Genomic DNA, 15,866 nt, shown 5'->3' with positions numbered 1-15,866 from the left:
TGCCGTGGCTGGGGGGCGGCGGGGGGCCCCCCCCCCCGCCCCGCCGCCCGCCCCCCCCCCCCCCCCCCCCCCCCCCCCCCCCCCGCCACTCCACGCTCGGGCTGACCCCACAGCTTCACAGAACGTACTCTGTGCCGGGTGAAACCTGTGACACGTCTTGTTCTTTTCGGTGCGCCGATTGCCATCGCCGCTTCGATCCTCTTCAGCGGTGGTGACTCGGAGCCGCCTGAGGTCACTCCGCAGGCGGCAGGCGCCGGGAAGGCCGGCACGGCGAAGCCTGAAGCGGCCGAGCAGGACGACGAGCGCGACGAGGAGATCGACGCGCTGCCGCCGGGCCTCGCCTCCCCCGCGATGAAGGAGACCGCGTCCCGGCTGGTCGCCAGCGCGGAGGCGTCCACCCTGGACTGGCGCAGCCGGTACGGCGCGATCGAGGACATCGGCGACGGCGCCGGCTACACCGCCGGCATAATCGGCTTCTGTTCCGGTACGAACGACATGCTGCAGCTGGTGGAGTCCTACACCGACGACGCCCCGGACAACCCGCTGGCCCCGTTCCTCCCCGCCCTGCGCGCGGTGGACGGCACCGACTCCCACGAGGGGCTCGATCCGGGCTTCACCGACGCCTGGCACCGCGCCGCGGAGGACCCCGCGTTCCGTGAGGCCCAGGACGCGACCCGCGACCGGCTCTACTTCGAGCCCGCGGTGCGCCTGGCGAAGCTGGACGGCCTCGGCACCCTGGGGCAGTTCGTCTACTACGACGCGATGGTGCTGCACGGACCGGGTGTGGGGGCGGACGGCTTCTACGGCATCCGCGACGCCGCGATGGAGTCGGCGGACACGTCCGCGGAGGGCGGCGACGAGGTCGCGTACCTGGAGGCGTTCCTCGACGCGAACCGGTCGGCGATCAGGGCTCGAAAGGTCCAGCGCGACACGACCCGCATCGACACGGAACAACGGGTGTTCCTCCGCGAGGGCAACCTCGGGCTGAGGAAGCCCCTGGTGTGGCAGGTGTACGGCGAGACCTTCCGGATCGCGTGACCGGAACGCGTCGACGCACCCGGTCCGCGGTGTTCACCGCCGTTCGGACCTGGCGACTCTGCGCAGCCGCTCCCGCTCCTTCTCGGAGAGCCCGCCCCAGACTCCGAAGCGCTCGTCATGGGCGAGGGCGTACTCCAGGCAGGCCACCCTGCCCTCGCAGGCGTTGCACAACTGCTTGGCCTCGCGGGTGGAGCTGCCCGGAGCAGGGAAGAAGAACTCGGGCCCGGCCTGCGCGCACAACGCGGTCTCCTGCCAGGCGAGCTCGTCGGTCATGGTGTTGGTCGGCATGAGGCACACGGTGCCCGGTCGCGATAAACAAGTGATCAACGACCGTTCAACAGCGGGGCCGGCAGGGATCCCGCTCTCCCGGCCGGCCCGGTGTCCCCCGGCCGCGCACTACATCGGAGCAGGCTTGATGACGGCGAAGGCCGCTCCCGCGGGGTCGGTGAAGGTGGCGATCCGGCCGACCTCCGGCACGTCGGTGGCCTCCATCGTCACCCGGCCGCCCAGGCGTTCCGCCCCCGACGCCGTCGCGTCGGCGTCGTCCACCGCGAAGTACGGCAGCCAGTGCGGTCCCGCCGCCGTCTGAGCGGGCGAGCCGTCGAGCGGGACGATTCCCCCGAAGGCGGAGTCGGCGCTCTCACCGTCGGCGGGACTGATCGTCGTGTAGGAACCGCTGGGGTAGGTCATGGCCTCGGTCCGCCATCCGAAGACCGTGTGGAAGAACGCGGCCGCCGCCGGCACGTCCGGGGTGTACAGCTCGGACCAGACCAGCGCGCCCGGCTCCATGATCATGCCGAGTCCGGTGTTCGTCCCGGGCTGCCACACGCCGAAGTACGCGCCGGTGCTGTCCGTGAATCCGCCCATGCGCCCGTAGTCGAGCACGTCCATCGGAGGGAACATCGCGCGACCGCCGGCCTGCTCGACCGTCCGTGCGGTGGCGTCGGCGTCGGGGGTCCGGAAGTACACGGACCAGGCCGGCTTCCCCTGGTCCTCGGGCACGGTCATGACTCCGGCGACGGTGCTGCCCCGCAGCTGATACATCCCGTAGCCGCCGGTCTCGGGGCCGCCGGGCACCAGCTCCCAGCCGAAGAGACCGTTGTAGAACGTCGTGGCGGCGTCGAGGTCGGGGGTGCCGAGGTCGATCCAGTTGGGGGCGCCGGTGACGAATGCGGGGTCGAGCATGGTGTGCTCCTTCGGCGAGTCCCGTTGTCTCGCTCGTCTTGTCGGACAGGGAGATGACGCACTTCTCCGAGTCTTGCACCAGGCACTGACAACCGCAGTTCGCGCCGTGGCGTGCGGGCCGGGCCCGGGCGCGTGGGACGATGGGCCCGGTCGCGGCGGGGCCGCATGGCGGGGACAGAAGGACGTAGATGACGCAGGCAGGACCCACGGGCGCGGCGCCCACGGGAAAGGCCGCACGTGAGCTGCTCGACAGCGCGGAGGCGCTGGCCGCGACGGCCCGCGCGGTGCTGGACGACCACCGCGGCGCCGTCGAGGCCGCGCGTGCCGCGCTCGCCCCCGCTCTGGACGCACTGGTGGACGCCGAACTGGCCTCCATCCCCGTCTCCCGGCTCGCGGACGTCACCGAGGGCAGGCTGCGGCTCGGCGCGCTGGAGCAGGCGGAGTACGCGACGGTGGGCCGGGTCCACGGAGCCGGGCGTTACGAGCTCCGCCAGATCCCCGGGGTCGGGGCCCAGACTGCGGACCAGGCGCTGGCGGCCGCGCGGCAGATCGCGCACGCGGTCCGGGACACCGTCGCCGTACGGATAGACGTGGACGCGTCGGACGCGACCACGACCGCGCTGCTCGTCGCCCTCCACCGGCTGGTGGAGGGCGGCCCCGACGTACGCAGGGCGGTCGACGCGGCCCGGCGTCTGGCCGACGAGCTGGAACCGCTCCTCGCAGTGGCCGCTCCGGCGCGGAGCCGGCTGCGGATGCTGTTCGTGCGGCGGGAGGCCGGCGCCCGCGTCCAGGCCGCCGTCACCTCCCTGCGGGCGGTGGCCCGGGAAGCGGCGGCGCGGGACCTCAGGACGCTGTTCGGGCAGGTCTCCGTCGATCTGCTGCGGGGTCCCGTGTCGGAGGCGGAGGCATGGGTCGACTTCGAGCTGCGCTCCGCCGAGTACTACAGCCTGCTGGCCGAGCTGTCGGGCAGCGGACCGGACCGGGACGCGGCCGAGGGGTTCCTGCCGGCGGGGATCGCCGACCGGGTCCGCGGGCTCCGGCTCGACGACACGTGCCTGCGGGTCTCGCTGCGCGGCTACCAGTCCTTCGGAGCGCGCTTCGCGCTGGCCCAGAAACGGGTGATCCTCGGGGACGAGATGGGGCTCGGCAAGACCGTGCAGGCCATCGCCGCCCTGGCCCACCTCGCCGCGGGCGGCGAGACCCACTTCCTGGTGGTGTGCCCGGCGAGCGTCCTGATCAACTGGCGGCGGGAGATCGCCGCCCGCTCCACCCTGCGGGCCGTGCCCGTACACGGTCCTGAGCGCCTGGGGGCCTTCGGCGAGTGGCGTGAGCGGGGCGGAGTCGCGCTGACCACCTTCGACGCGCTGTCCACACTGCCGGAGGGACCCGCGTGCGGGGTCAGGCCCGGCATGGTGGTGGTGGACGAGGCCCACTTCGTGAAGAACCCCGCGACCCGGCGCTCCCGGGCCGTCGGCGGCTGGACGGGGCACGCCGACAGGGTGCTGTTCCTGACCGGCACACCGATGGAGAACCGGGTCGAGGAGTTCCGGAGCCTGGTGCGCCAGTTGCGGCCCGAGCTGGCACCGCTCGTCACCTCCACGCACGGCGTCGCCGGTTCGCATGCCTTCCGCAGGGCCGTCGCCCCCGCCTATCTGCGCCGCAACCAGGCGGACGTCCTGGGTGAACTCCCCGCGCTGGTACAGGCCGACGAGTGGGAGGAGTTCTCCCCGGCCGACCTGCGGGCCTACCGCGAGGCGGTCGCCTCGGGGCACTTCATGCGGATGCGCCGGGCCGCGTACGCCCGCCCCGAGACGTCGGCGAAGCTGATCCGGTTGCGCGAACTCGTCACGGAGGCCGCGGAAAACGGGCTCAAGGTCGTGGTGTTCTCCTATTTCCGTGAAGTCCTCCGGACAGTCCAGGACGCCCTGGGCGAAGGGGTGTTCGGTCCCGTTTCCGGCAGGCTCCCGGCCGCGCGCAGACAGGAGCTGGTCGACTCCTTCGGGGCGGTGGACGGACACGCGGTGCTGCTGAGCCAGATACAGGCCGGCGGCGTCGGTCTCAACATCCAGGCCGCCTCGGTCGTCATCCTGTGCGAGCCTCAGATCAAGCCGACGATGGAACACCAGGCGGTGGCCCGGGCGCACCGCATGGGGCAGATACGGAGTGTGCGGGTCCACCGGCTCCTCGCGACGGACAGCGTGGACCAGCGGATGCTGGACATCCTGGCGCGCAAGGACCGGCTCTTCGACGCCTACGCACGCCGCAGCGACGTCGCCGAGGCGACGCCGGACGCCGTCGACGTGTCGGACGGCGCCCTCGCCCGGCGCATCGTCGAGGAGGAGCAGCGGCGGCTCGCCGCCGAGGTGTGACCGCCCTCAGTGCTCGTGGGTCTCCGCCGCACCCGCCGCGTGGTGCGGCGGGTCGTACCCCGGGACCGTGCCGTCAGCCTTGGCGACGAGCAGCAGGCCCGCCATTCCCATGTCGGAGTGGCTCTGGACGTGGCAGTGGTACATCCAGGCACCGGCTCCCACGTGTTCACCCGCGATGATCTGGAAGCCGAAGGAGTCGGCGGGCCCGCAGATCTTGGTGTCGACCACACGGCTGGGGTCGTCGGGGCCGGTGAGGAGTCCCGTCCTGTTGTCGGCCCAGCGGTGCCCGTGGATGTGGAACGTGTGGTAGTACTCACCGTGCGTGATCATGACGACTTCGACCCGGTCCCCCACGGTGGCCTCGAAGTTCGGGCTCTCGTGGGCCGCCTTGTTGTTGATGGTCATGTCGTTGAAGACGATCGTGATCGTCTTGTCCGGCAGGACGTCTCCCTTGCGGCGCACGACGAGCGGTCCGTACAGGCCCTTGCGGATGCCGCCCGTTCCGTGGTCCGTGCCGACGACGTGGTCGTGGTAGTGCCAGTAACCCGCGCTGCCCGCCTGCCAGGTGCCGTCCTTGCGACGCCCCGGGGCGTGGGTGCGCCAGGTGTACGTGCGGGTTCCGCCGGGTTCGACGTGGCTCCGGTTCATCCGGGTGCCGTCGCTCGCGATGTCGTAGTCGACGCCGTGGACGTGGAGGCTGGCATCGACGTCCGTGGTGTTCTCGAACTCGATGTGCAGCGTGTCGCCCTCGGTGATCTCGATGAGCGGACCGGGGACCGACGCCTTGCCCTTCTCGAAGCCGTATCCCATGGACCCGTCGGCCAAGGTCTCGGCGTACAGCTTGAGATGGCGGACGGCGCCTCCCGCCGGGGCCGTCTTGGCCGGGTTCTCCGCGGAGGTCGCCTGCACCGCTCCGAGTGACATCGATGTCACGCCGGTCGCCGCCGCCACTGACCCGCCGACCAGCATCCGGCGGTTGAAGGTCCTTCGGTCCATGTCGAACTCCCCACTGCGTGAAGGAAACTGACGCGCTGCTGCCCTGGACGGCCCACACCGTAGCCGGGGCGTCGGCGTTTATCCACACTCAGGACAAAGTTCGTTCGATTGCTGCCATACCTATTGGCGAGTCACGAAAAGAGGTCTAGCTTCGTGCGCTGTCGACGTGACCGCAGAGGTGCGATGACAGAGAAGTGACCGGAGAAGTGACCCAGAGGGGTGGGTGACCACATGCAGCGCACACCACATCACAGGTCCAGATCGCGCCGCGGAATCGCGGCGGTCGTGGCGGTCGGCGGCCTGACCGCGTCCCTGCTCGGCAGCGGCAACGCGGCCACCGCGAGCCCTTATCCGGATCCGGGGCTGAAGGAACGGATCGCGACAACGTTGTCCCTGCCCACGCCGCCCGGCGGGGCCGACGTCAAGGTGCTGGTGTTCCACGCCTCGGCGGGCGAGGAGTCGCCGACCGTCGACGCGGGCATCGCCGCCGTGGAGAAGATCGGGCTCAGCGGCCCCGAGACCGGGCGGTTCAAGACCGTGGCCACCGACGACGCCGGGGTCTTCACCCATGGGAAGAAGCTCGGCCAGTACAACGCGGTCGTCTTCCTGACCGGCGGCGGCGACGTCCTCGACCCGGAGCAGGAAGCGGGCCTGGAGGCCTACATGGAGGCCGGCGGCGGCTTCCTCGGCATCCACGACGCGGCCCGCACCGAGCCGTACTCGGACTGGTTCACCGGGCTGGTCGGCGCCCGCCCCGCCGCGGACAGCCCGACGGGCGTCCAGCGCGCGACGGTCGAGATCGGCGACCGGCGGCACCCGGCGACGAAGAACCTCCCGCTGGAGTGGAAGCACCCGGACAAGTGGCTGAACTGGAAGGACAACCCGTCCGGCGACGTACACACCGTGGCCCGGGTCCGCGAGATCACCTACTCCCCCGGCGCCGGCGCCAACGGCTGGGACCACCCGGTCTCCTGGTGCCGTGACTACGACGGCGGCCGGTCCTTCTACACCGCCATGGGCGGTACGGCCGCGAGCTTCGCGGAGACCGACTTCCGCGACCACCTGCGCGGCGCGCTGGCCTGGACGAGCCGCATCTCGCAGGCCGACTGCAAGGCCACGATCGACTCCAACTACACGGCCGAGCGGCTCACCCAGCCCAACCAGCCCGGGCAGAACGACCAGATCGGCGAACCGCACGGCCTGGTCACGGCAAAGGACGGACGGGTCTTCTACATCGGGCGCGGCGGCGCGGACAGCAGTGTGCCGGTGGTGACCGACTGGAAGGACCCGAACGTCGGCAAGGGCGAGGGCGAGATCCACGTCTACGACCCCGCGACCAAGAAGGTCACCCTCGCCGGGAAGCTGAGCGTCTTCGGCAACAAGGGCGGCGGCGACGAGCTGGTCAAGGTGGAGGAGGGCCTGCTCGGGATCGAACTGGACCCGGACTTCGCCACCAACGGCTGGGTGTACCTGCACTACACCCCGCACGCGAAGATCGACCGCGACAAGCAGATGGCGGTGCGCCAGGTCTCGCGCTTCACCTTCGACCACGCCACGAACAAGCTGGACCTGGCGTCCGAGAAGGTGCTGCTGCACTGGCCGGTCCAGATCCACAGCTGCTGTCACGCGGGCGGCGGCATGGCCTGGGACTCGAAGGACAACCTGTACATCGCCACGGGTGACAACAACTCCTCGGGATTCAGCGACGGTTACTCGGGCAACAACCCGGAGCCGAACTACAAGGGCGTGTCGTTCGCCGATGCCCGCCGCACCGCGGGCAACACCAACAACCTCAACGGCAAGATCCTCCGGATCCACCCCGAGGACGACGGTACCTACACCCTGCCGTCCGGCAACCTCTTCACCGGCGAGGAGCCGGACGAGGGGGGCGGCAAGACCCGTGGCGAGATCTACGTGATGGGCGTCCGCAACCCCGCGCGCATCTCCGTCGACACGTCGACGGACACCCTGTACGCGGGCTGGGTCGGCCCCGACGCCGGCGCCCCGAGCACCACCTGGGGTCCCGCCAAGTACGACACGTTCGCCGCGATCACCAAGGCCGGCAACCACGGCTGGCCGTACTGCATGGGCAACAAGCAGCCCTACCGGGACCGCAACCTGCCCGACCCCTCCAAGCCGCTCGGCTGGTACGACTGCGACGCGCCGAAGAACGAGTCGCCGAACAACGACGGCCTGGTCAAGATCCCGCCGGTGACCGGCAACACCATCTGGTACTCCCCCCAGGGCGGCGGCGTCGACTACCCGCGCGACGCCGACGGCATCCCGAGCTACAAGGTGGAGGACCAGAAGCAGCTCCTGCCCTGGCTCAAGGGCGGCGGCCAGGCCACGATGAACGGCCCGGTCTACCGCTACGACGCGTCGAGCACGAGCGAGGCCAAGTGGCCGGCGTACTGGGACGGCAAGTGGTTCGTCGGTGACTTCTACGACGACACCCAGCCGCGCCACGCCGTGCTGACCGACCCGAAGACGGTCGGCAAGGGCGGTCTGCCCACGCACGCCGAGTCCCTGAAGAAGATCATTCCGGTGGGGGCGGACGGCATCCGCAACCTGATGGACTGGAAGTTCGCCCCGGACGGCTCGCTCTACGTCCTGGACTACGGGCGCGGCTTCTTCACCTCCGACTCCAAGTCCGCGCTGTGGCGCGTGACGTACAAGGGCGGCGGTCCGACCCCGGCCGCCGCGGACCTGGCCAGGAAGGCGGTAGCGCAGTGAGACACCCTTCACTCCTCGCGCGACGGCGGTACGGGCCCGCCCGGTGGTGGCTGGCCCTGCTCGGTTCGTTCGTCATGGTCCTCGGACTGGCGTCGACCGCCGCCTACGGACGGGACGACGACCGCGCCGCGGCGGCCGACCAGGTGCTGAACTGGACCGCCGGCGACCCCATCGACCACTACCTGACGGCACCGAAGACGGCCGTGGCCGGAGCCGCGACCATCGTCTTCGAGAACAGCGCGGCCACGGGCAACACCACGGGCATGCCGCACACGCTGACGTTCAGCGTGTCGGATCCGGAGTTCAACAACGACGTCCCGGTCAACATCCTGGCCAACCCCAGTGACAGCGAGGGCGGCAAGCACAGCGTCGAGGTCACCCTCACCCCCGGCCGGTACTTCTACCACTGCACGATTCCCGGCCACGGCTCCATGCAGGGCATCCTGACGGTCACCGAGGACGGGGGCGGCGGCGAGGACACCACCGCTCCCGAGACGTCGGCGACCGTGGACGGCGACAAGAACGCCGACGGCGCGTACATCGGCCAGGCGACCGTCACCGTGGCGGCGACCGACGCGGGGTCGGGTGTCGACACCGTCGAGTACGCGATCGGCGCGGACGGCGCCTGGCAGCCCTACACCGCGCCGGTCGTGGTGAACGAGGTGGGGACGCACACCGTCCGCTACCGCGCCACCGACAAGGCCGGCAACGCGGCGGCGGAGAAGTCCGCCGAGTTCGCGGTCGCCGCGCCTCCGACCGACGACAAGACACCGCCGGAGACCTCGGCGACGGTGTCCGGCGAGAAGGACGACGCGGGTGCCTACCTCGGTATGGCCACGGTCACCGTGACCGCGTCCGACACCGGGTCGGGCGTCAACACCATCGAGTACGCGATCGGGGCGGACGGCGCCTGGACGGCGTACACCGCGCCCGTGATGGTCCACGAGGTCGGGACGCACACCGTCCGCTACCGCGCCACCGACAAGTCGGGCAACGCGGCGGCGGAGAAGTCCGTCGACTTCACCGTCGTCGAACCGCCGTCCCAGGACAAGACGCCGCCGGAGACCTCCGTGGTGGTGTCGGGCGACAAGAACTCGGACGGCGCGTTCATCACCAGCGCCGAGGCCACGGTCAAGGCGACCGACGCGGACTCGGGCGTGGACAAGATCGAGTACTCCCTGGACGGGGGCCCGTACCTCGCCTACTCCTCCCCTGTCATCGTCGACCGCGTCGGCCGTCACACGTTCGCCCACCGGGCGACGGACAAGGCCGGCAACACCTCCGAGGCGAAGCAGTCCTCGTTCACCATCGCGGAGAGCGGCGGTGTCCCGGCACCCAACTGCCCGGAGTACGACGTACGGCTCACCGTGATCGTCGGTACGGTCGACACGGGTGTCCCCAACCGGCTCACCGGCAACCGCTGCACGGTCAACGAGCTGATCGAGGACGAGAAGGACTGGTCCTCGCACGCGTTGTTCCTCAAGCACGTCGACAAGGTCCTGGACAAGCTGCTCGCCGACGGGGTCGTCGACGCCCGTGAGCACAAGAAGATCTACAGGGCCGCCAAGCAGTCCGGGATCGGCGAGCCGGGCCAGGACGAGGGCTACCGCAAGCTGTTCGACGGCACCGCCGCCTCGCTCGCCAAGTGGGAGCAGGTCGGCGGCGGGAAGTTCGGGCTGAACACGGAGGACGGCTCGATCACCAGCTCCACCACCGTGGACGGCATGGGGATGCTGTGGTTCCCGTCCCGGCAGTACGGGGACTTCTCGCTGAAGCTCCAGTGGCGGGACGACGCTCCCGGCGCGGGCAACGCCAACGGCGGAGTCTTCGTCCGCTTCCCGGACGTCCACGACCACCCGGAGGAGTCCCGTCCGGAGTGGGTCGCCATCAAGTACGGCCATGAGATCCAGGTCAACGACCGTCCCGACGGCGACATGTACAAGACCGGGTCCCTGTACGGCTTCGACCGGGTCGGTCTCGGCGGCGCCGGGGTCACGCCCAAGGGCACCTGGAACGACTACGAGGTCAAGGTCGTGGACCAGCACTACTCGGTCTACCGCAACGGTGTCCTGATCAACGAGTTCGACAACGCCGGTGGTCAGCTCTTCGAGCCGCCGCGGGGCGACGACCCGGGTACCGACGGCCGGCGGTACGCCTCCGGCTACATCGGGCTCCAGGTCCACAGCACCACGGACGTGATCTCCTACCGCGACATCCGCATCAAGGAGCTGTAGGGAGGAGCGCGCGCTCAGGAGGCCGCGGCCGCATGCTCCGGCATGCGGCCGCGGCCTCCGGGGTGCCGGTGGCGCCACACCCAGAAGACCGTGCAGGAGACGAGCGCCCAGGCCGCCAGCACCAGGAACGGGAAGGCGTACTGGTGGCCCTGGTAGTAGACCGCCGTGTGCTGGGCGTTGACCGAGGCGCCCGGAGGCAGCCAGCGCCCGATGTGCCCGAGTGCGGAGGGCAGCAGCGGCCAGGACACCGCCCCGCCCGACGACGGATTGCCCAGCAGCACCATGAGCCCCCAGGTGGGCAGCATGGCCCAGCGCCCCATGATGGTGTTGAACATGGTGAAGACCATGCCCGACGCGAACATCGTGAACGCGAGGATCAGCCAGGACTCGACGAACGGCAGGTCCAGCGCGCCGATCAGCCAGTCCACCACCGCGGCGATCGCGAAGCCGCCCAGCAGGGCGTAGGCGAGGGTGAAGCCGATCCGTTCGAGCGGGTCGAGCGCCCGCGCGTGGACGCTGAGCTGGATGGCTCCGACGAAGCCGATGATGACGGCGGCCAGCGAGATGTAGAAGAGCGCCAGCCCGCGCGGGTCGCCCTGCTGGAGCGGCTTGACGTCGGTGATCGTCACGGGGACCCCGGTGGCCTTCGCGACCTTCGCGCCGGTCTCGGCGAGCAGCTGGGCGACCGTGGCCCCGCCGGCCCCCGCGATGTCCATGGCCACCCCGCCCTTCCCCGGCCGCACGGTCACGAAGACCTTCTGCTCCTCCATGGCCAGCCGGGCCGCGCCGCGGGTGGCATACGGGTGCAGCTGGAGGGAGGCGTCGAGAGCCTTCTCCATCCCCGCGATGAACTCCTTCCCGCCCCGGTCCCCGACGCCGCTGACCACGGCGGCGGGGATCCGGCGCGGCGTCGGGTCGGCCATCGTGTAGGTGTAGGAGCCGGCGAAGAGTCCGGCCGCGGCGGCGAGGATGAAGAGCAGCACGAAGGCGGGGACGTACGGCGACTGCTTGTACGAGGCCCACTTCTCGGCCCGCGTGGGCGGCCTTCCGTGCGCGCCGTGGGCGGGAGGCTCCGTCCCGTCGTCGGGGCTCACGCGTCCTCACCGGTGTCGTGGCGGGCACGGCTGGGCTGCACGCGCTTCGGCTCGCCCGGCATCTTGGGGTACTCCGGCGGATAGGGCAGGTCGCCGAGCTCGTGTTCGTGCTCGTCCCGCCGCGCCAGTTCCAGTACCTGGTCGAGCCGGAAGGCGTGGTCGTCCATGTCGGCGTGCAGGTCGCCCACCTCGGCGTACCGCGCGGGCATGGACCTCAGGTCGAAGTCGCGGGGCTCGGCGTCGTCGATCTCTTCCCAGCGCAGTGGGGCGGAGACCGGGGCGTGCGGGAAGGGGCGCACGGAGTAGGCGGAGGCGATGGTGCGGTCGCGGGCCGTCTGGTTGTAGTCGACGAAGATCCGCTCGCCCCGCTCCTCCTTCCACCAGGCCGTGGTCACCCGGTCCGGCATCCGGCGTTCCAGCTCGCGCCCCACCGCGATGGCGGAGCGCCTGACCTGGGTGAACGTCCACTCGGGGACGATCGGGACGAAGACGTGGATGCCGCGCCCGCCGGAGGTCTTGGGCCAGCCGCGCAGCCCGTGGTCCTCCAGGACCGAGCGCAGTTCGTGCGCCGCGGTCACGGCGTCGGCGTAGCCGGTGCCGGGCTGCGGGTCGAGGTCGATGCGCAGTTCGTCGGGGTGGTCGGTGTCCGCCCTGCGCACCGGCCAGGGGTGGAAGGTCAGGGTGCCCAGGTTGGCTGCCCAGAGGACGGCACCCAGCTCGGTGGGGCACATCTCGTCGGCGTGCCGGCCACTGGGGAACTCGATCCGGGCGGTGGGGGTCCAGTCGGGGAGGTTCTTCGGCGCCCGCTTCTGGTAGAAGAAGTCGCCCTCGACCCCGTCGACGAAGCGCTGGAGGGTGGTGGGACGCTCGCGGAGGGCGCGGAGGATTCCGGGCCCCACGGCCTGGAAGTAGTCGGCCACGTCCTTCTTGGTGTAGCCCTTCTCCGGGAAGTACACCTTGTCCGGGTTGGACAGCCGTACGGCGCGTCCGTCCACGTCCAGCTCCACCGCTGCTCCTGCTCCCATGTCGGACACCGTAGGCCGGGCCCACATATGCCGCATATCGGAGGACGTGCGCCCGGGGCCGGGCGAGAATCGGTTCATGGACCTGCCGGTGATGCCCCCTGTGAAGCCGATGCTCGCCAAGTCCGTGTCCGCGATTCCCCCCGGGATGCAGTACGAGGCGAAGTGGGACGGCTTCCGGGCGATCGTGCACCGGGACGGCGACGAGGTGGTGATCGGCAGCCGGACGGGCAAGCCGCTCACCCGCTACTTCCCCGAGGTCGTCTCCGCCGTGCGGGAGAATCTGCCGCCGCGCTGTGTGGTCGACGGCGAGATCGTCCTGCCGTACGAGGGGCGGCTGGACTTCGACCGGCTGAGCGAGCGGATCCATCCGGCCGACTCCCGGGTGCGGACGCTCGCCGAGCGGACCCCGGCGGGCTTCGTCGCCTTCGACATCCTCGCCCTGGACGACACGTCCCTGCTCACGACCGTGCAGAGCGAGCGGCGGACCGTCCTGGAGGGTGCGCTGGCCGGCGCGTCGGCGCCCGTCCACCTCGCCCCGTCCACCACGGACCAGGCCCTCGCGCGGGAGTGGTTCGAGCGGTACGAGGGCGCGGGGCTCGACGGAGTGGTCGCCAAGCCGCTCGACCTTCCGTACCGCCCGGACGTGCGCTCCATGTACAAGATCAAACACGAGCGGACCGCCGACTGCGTGGTGGCGGGGTACCGCTTCCACAAGAGCGGACCCGTGGTCGGCTCGCTGCTGCTCGGCCTCTACGACGCCGAGGGCGCCCTGCAGCACGTGGGCGTGTGCGCGGCCTTCACCATGAAGAGGCGTGCCGAACTCCTGGAGGAACTCGACCCGTTGCGCATCGACCCCGCGGATCACCCGTGGGCTGCCTGGGCGGACGCGGCGGCGCACGAGGGGTCACGGCTGCCGGGCGCTCCGAGCCGCTGGTCGGGCAAGAAGGACCTGTCCTGGGTGGCGCTCGCGCCCGAGCGGGTCTGCGAGGTGGCGTACGACCACATGGAGGGCGACCGTTTCCGCCACACCACCCAGTTCCGGCGGTGGCGGCCGGACCGCACCCCCGGCGGCTGCACCTACGCGCAGCTGGAGGAAGTGGTGCGGTACGACCTGTCCGAGGTGCTCGACGCCGGCTGACCCGTCAGGCGGTCGGGGTGGGGCAGGGTCCGTCCGTGGGAGCCGTGGGGTCGGGCTCCGCCGACGGGGTGGGGCAGCCCGGGCCGGTGGTGCCTGGTTCCGGGTCGGGGGTGGTGGTCGGGTCCGGGGTGGTGGTCGGGTCCGGGGTCGGGTCCGGCGTGGTGGTCGGGTCCGGGGTCGTCGTCGGGTCCGGGGTGGGGCCGGTGCCGGTGGGATCGGGGGTGGGTCCGGGGTCCGTGGGGTCCGGGGTGGGTCCGGGGCTGCCGGACTCCGTCGGCGTGGGGGTCGGGGTAGGCGAGGTGGAGGGCGTCGGTGTGCCGGTGGGCTGCGGGCCGACGATGATGCCGCCACCACCCTGACCGGGGTCACTCGGGCTGCCGGGCCCTCCGACCGGTGCCTGGGGGGCGCGGGGGCCACCCGCTCCGGGGCTCTTGGGGATGACGCCCTTGCCGTCGGCGACGGAGTGGACGCCCTTGCGGTAGAAGTCCAGCCAGGACAGGACCGTGCGCAGATAGGTGTCCGAGTGGTTGTAGCTGAGGACCGCCCGGTCCAGATCCGCCCGCACGGACAGGTTCCGGTCTGCGGCGCAGAGGTAGTGGCCGGCGGCGAGCGCGGCGTCCACGACGTTGTTCGGGTCCTTGCGCCCGTCGCCGTTGCCGTCCTTGCCCCAGTGCGCCCACGTGGACGGGATGAACTGCATCGGCCCGACGGCCCTGTCGTAGGTGGCGTCGCCGTCGTAGGCACCGCCGTCGGTGTCCGGGATGTGCGCGAAGCCCGCGCCGTTCAGCACGGGGCCGAGGATCGGGGTGAGGGTGGTGCCGGCGGCGTCCACCCGTCCCCCGCCCGCGTGGCCGGACTCCACCTTGCCGATGGCCGCGAGTAACTGCCAGGGGAGGCGGCAGCCGGGGTCGCTGCGGCCGAGCGCGCTCTGCGCGTCGCGGTAGGCGGCCAGGACGGTGGCGGGGATGCCCGCCTCGGCCCAGGACCGCACGACGGCCGGGCCGGGCTTCTTCGCCCCGGTGGGTGCCGGTGGCTCCGGTGACCGCAGGGGGGGCAGTTCCGTGTGGTAGCTGTCGTCGTTGGGCACCTCGGTCCAGACGACGTCGTCCGATGCCACGTTCTTCATGTCGTCCGCGGCGGCGCCGCCCGCGAGCCCCGGGGCCTGGGACGCGGTGAGCGCCGCCATGGCGGCTACCGCGGTCGCCGTACCGGCGAGCCCGCGTCGCATGGTTCCGTCGAACCTCATGTGTCCTCTCCTCTCCTGGGTCACCGCGTGAACGTATCGATGGCCGCGATCCGCCAGGTGTCACCGCGGCGAACGGCGTCCACGGCGAACATGGCGGCGGCGTACGTGGTCTCTTCCTCCTTGCCGGTACGGGTGTTGCTCTGGTCGGCGAAGACCAGCAGCCGGGCCCGGTCGCCGTCGAGCTGTTCGACGCCGCTCTCGGTGACGGTCGTGGTGAGCACCAGCTTCTGCTTCGGCGCCTGCGCCCGTACCTCGGCGAGCATGTCCTCGTGCTGCTGGACCGCCTTGCCGGTCAGGTACTTCCGCGCGGCCAGGTCCGATTTCCCCGGCGAGGCGTACGTGTACGAGAAGACGGCACCCACGGCCTCGGTGATCTGGCCCTTGACCTCGCTGGTCCGGCTGATGTCGGTGAGGGCGGTGTTCTGCCGGGCCGGTTCGTCCCGGAGTGTCGCGGCGGAGGTGAACGCCCAGGCGGCGAAGGCACCGAGGAGGACGGTGGCCGCGCAGAGCGCCGCCGGGAGCCGGACGCGGACGCGGGGCGGTCTGCTGCGGGGGCCTTCGTCCCCGGCGGGTTCCTCCTCGTCGGCGGACTCGTGCGAGGAGGCGTCGGCGGACTCCACGGCGCCGTCAGGCATGTGGTCCGCGGCGGGTTCCGGTTCGGCCGCGACGGCATCGGTGGGCTCGGTCTCCTCCACCGGGGCCGTGCGCGGGGCGGCCGGGGCCGGGGCCGATGCCACGGTGGCGAGCCGGCGGCGGCGGTTGACGAGGTGTCGGGTCGTCGACATGTCGGTGGTCCTCTCGGAGCGGG

General features: G+C 71.3%; 12 protein-coding genes. 5 read left to right on the top strand and 7 right to left on the bottom strand.

The features are described 5' to 3' along the window. The first annotated feature begins 147 nt into the window (after window positions 1–147). Entirely contained in the window at window positions 148–1,038 is an 891-nt protein-coding gene (locus ACIRJR_RS34130; RefSeq protein WP_403788114.1) for a chitosanase, read from the top strand. A 33-nt stretch (window positions 1,039–1,071) separates the two neighbouring features. Here ACIRJR_RS34130 and ACIRJR_RS34125 read toward each other — a convergent pair whose 3' ends face one another. After that, window positions 1,072–1,326 (bottom strand): WhiB family transcriptional regulator, encoded by a 255-nt coding sequence (locus ACIRJR_RS34125; RefSeq protein ID WP_403788112.1) that lies wholly within the window; start codon window positions 1,324–1,326, stop codon window positions 1,072–1,074. Between the two features lie 108 nt (window positions 1,327–1,434). Next, window positions 1,435–2,223, bottom strand: a complete 789-nt coding sequence (locus tag ACIRJR_RS34120) for a VOC family protein (RefSeq protein WP_403788110.1) — start codon at window positions 2,221–2,223, stop codon at window positions 1,435–1,437. A gap of 188 nt (window positions 2,224–2,411) precedes the next feature. Here ACIRJR_RS34120 and ACIRJR_RS34115 point away from each other — a divergent pair, with 188 nt between their 5' ends. After that, on the top strand, window positions 2,412–4,592 hold the full coding sequence (locus ACIRJR_RS34115; protein WP_403788108.1) for a DEAD/DEAH box helicase: 2,181 nt from the start codon (window positions 2,412–2,414) through the stop codon (window positions 4,590–4,592). Between the two features lie 6 nt (window positions 4,593–4,598). Here ACIRJR_RS34115 and ACIRJR_RS34110 read toward each other — a convergent pair whose 3' ends face one another. After that, complete coding sequence (locus ACIRJR_RS34110; RefSeq protein ID WP_403788106.1) at window positions 4,599–5,588, bottom strand: multicopper oxidase domain-containing protein; 990 nt, start codon at window positions 5,586–5,588, stop codon at window positions 4,599–4,601. 231 nt (window positions 5,589–5,819) lie between these two features. Between ACIRJR_RS34110 and ACIRJR_RS34105 the strand changes: the two genes are divergently transcribed. Both ACIRJR_RS34105 and ACIRJR_RS34100 read left to right on the top strand, forming a co-directional pair. Beyond that, window positions 5,820–8,321, top strand: coding sequence for a ThuA domain-containing protein (locus ACIRJR_RS34105; RefSeq protein WP_403788104.1), 2,502 nt, complete (start codon window positions 5,820–5,822; stop codon window positions 8,319–8,321). Beyond that, window positions 8,318–10,555: an OmpL47-type beta-barrel domain-containing protein gene (locus ACIRJR_RS34100; RefSeq protein ID WP_403788102.1), complete on the top strand. Its 2,238-nt coding sequence runs from the start codon at window positions 8,318–8,320 to the stop codon at window positions 10,553–10,555. Before ACIRJR_RS34105 ends, ACIRJR_RS34100 begins: the two co-directional genes overlap by 4 nt. A 14-nt stretch (window positions 10,556–10,569) precedes the next feature. On the opposite strand, the gene ACIRJR_RS34095 is transcribed toward ACIRJR_RS34100, so the two are convergent. Continuing rightward, window positions 10,570–11,649, bottom strand: coding sequence for an ABC transporter permease (locus ACIRJR_RS34095; RefSeq protein WP_403788100.1), 1,080 nt, complete (start codon window positions 11,647–11,649; stop codon window positions 10,570–10,572). Continuing rightward, window positions 11,646–12,656 carry a non-homologous end-joining DNA ligase gene (gene ligD / locus ACIRJR_RS34090; RefSeq protein ID WP_403788227.1) on the bottom strand — a complete coding sequence of 337 codons (1,011 nt, stop codon included), beginning with the start codon at window positions 12,654–12,656 and terminating at the stop codon, window positions 11,646–11,648. The genes ACIRJR_RS34095 and ligD overlap by 4 nt, the downstream gene beginning before the upstream one ends. A 94-nt stretch (window positions 12,657–12,750) precedes the next feature. On the opposite strand from ligD, the gene ACIRJR_RS34085 reads away from it, so the two are divergent. Beyond that, window positions 12,751–13,812 (top strand): ATP-dependent DNA ligase, encoded by a 1,062-nt coding sequence (locus ACIRJR_RS34085; protein WP_403788098.1) that lies wholly within the window; start codon window positions 12,751–12,753, stop codon window positions 13,810–13,812. 4 nt (window positions 13,813–13,816) lie between these two features. On the opposite strand, the gene ACIRJR_RS34080 is transcribed toward ACIRJR_RS34085, so the two are convergent. Together ACIRJR_RS34080 and ACIRJR_RS34075 are read right to left on the bottom strand one after the other, a co-directional pair. Then, window positions 13,817–15,058 carry a lytic transglycosylase domain-containing protein gene (locus ACIRJR_RS34080; protein WP_403788096.1) on the bottom strand — a complete coding sequence of 414 codons (1,242 nt, stop codon included), beginning with the start codon at window positions 15,056–15,058 and terminating at the stop codon, window positions 13,817–13,819. 20 nt (window positions 15,059–15,078) lie between these two features. Next, on the bottom strand, window positions 15,079–15,843 hold the full coding sequence (locus ACIRJR_RS34075) for a hypothetical protein (RefSeq protein ID WP_403788094.1): 765 nt from the start codon (window positions 15,841–15,843) through the stop codon (window positions 15,079–15,081). Window positions 15,844–15,866: the final 23 nt, after the last annotated feature.

Source organism: Streptomyces sp. NPDC102402, assembly GCF_044765765.1.
GTDB lineage: Bacteria > Actinomycetota > Actinomycetes > Streptomycetales > Streptomycetaceae > Streptomyces.
The sequence above is the reverse complement of the archived record's forward strand: the minus strand, read 5'-3'. Positions and strand labels throughout refer to the sequence as shown.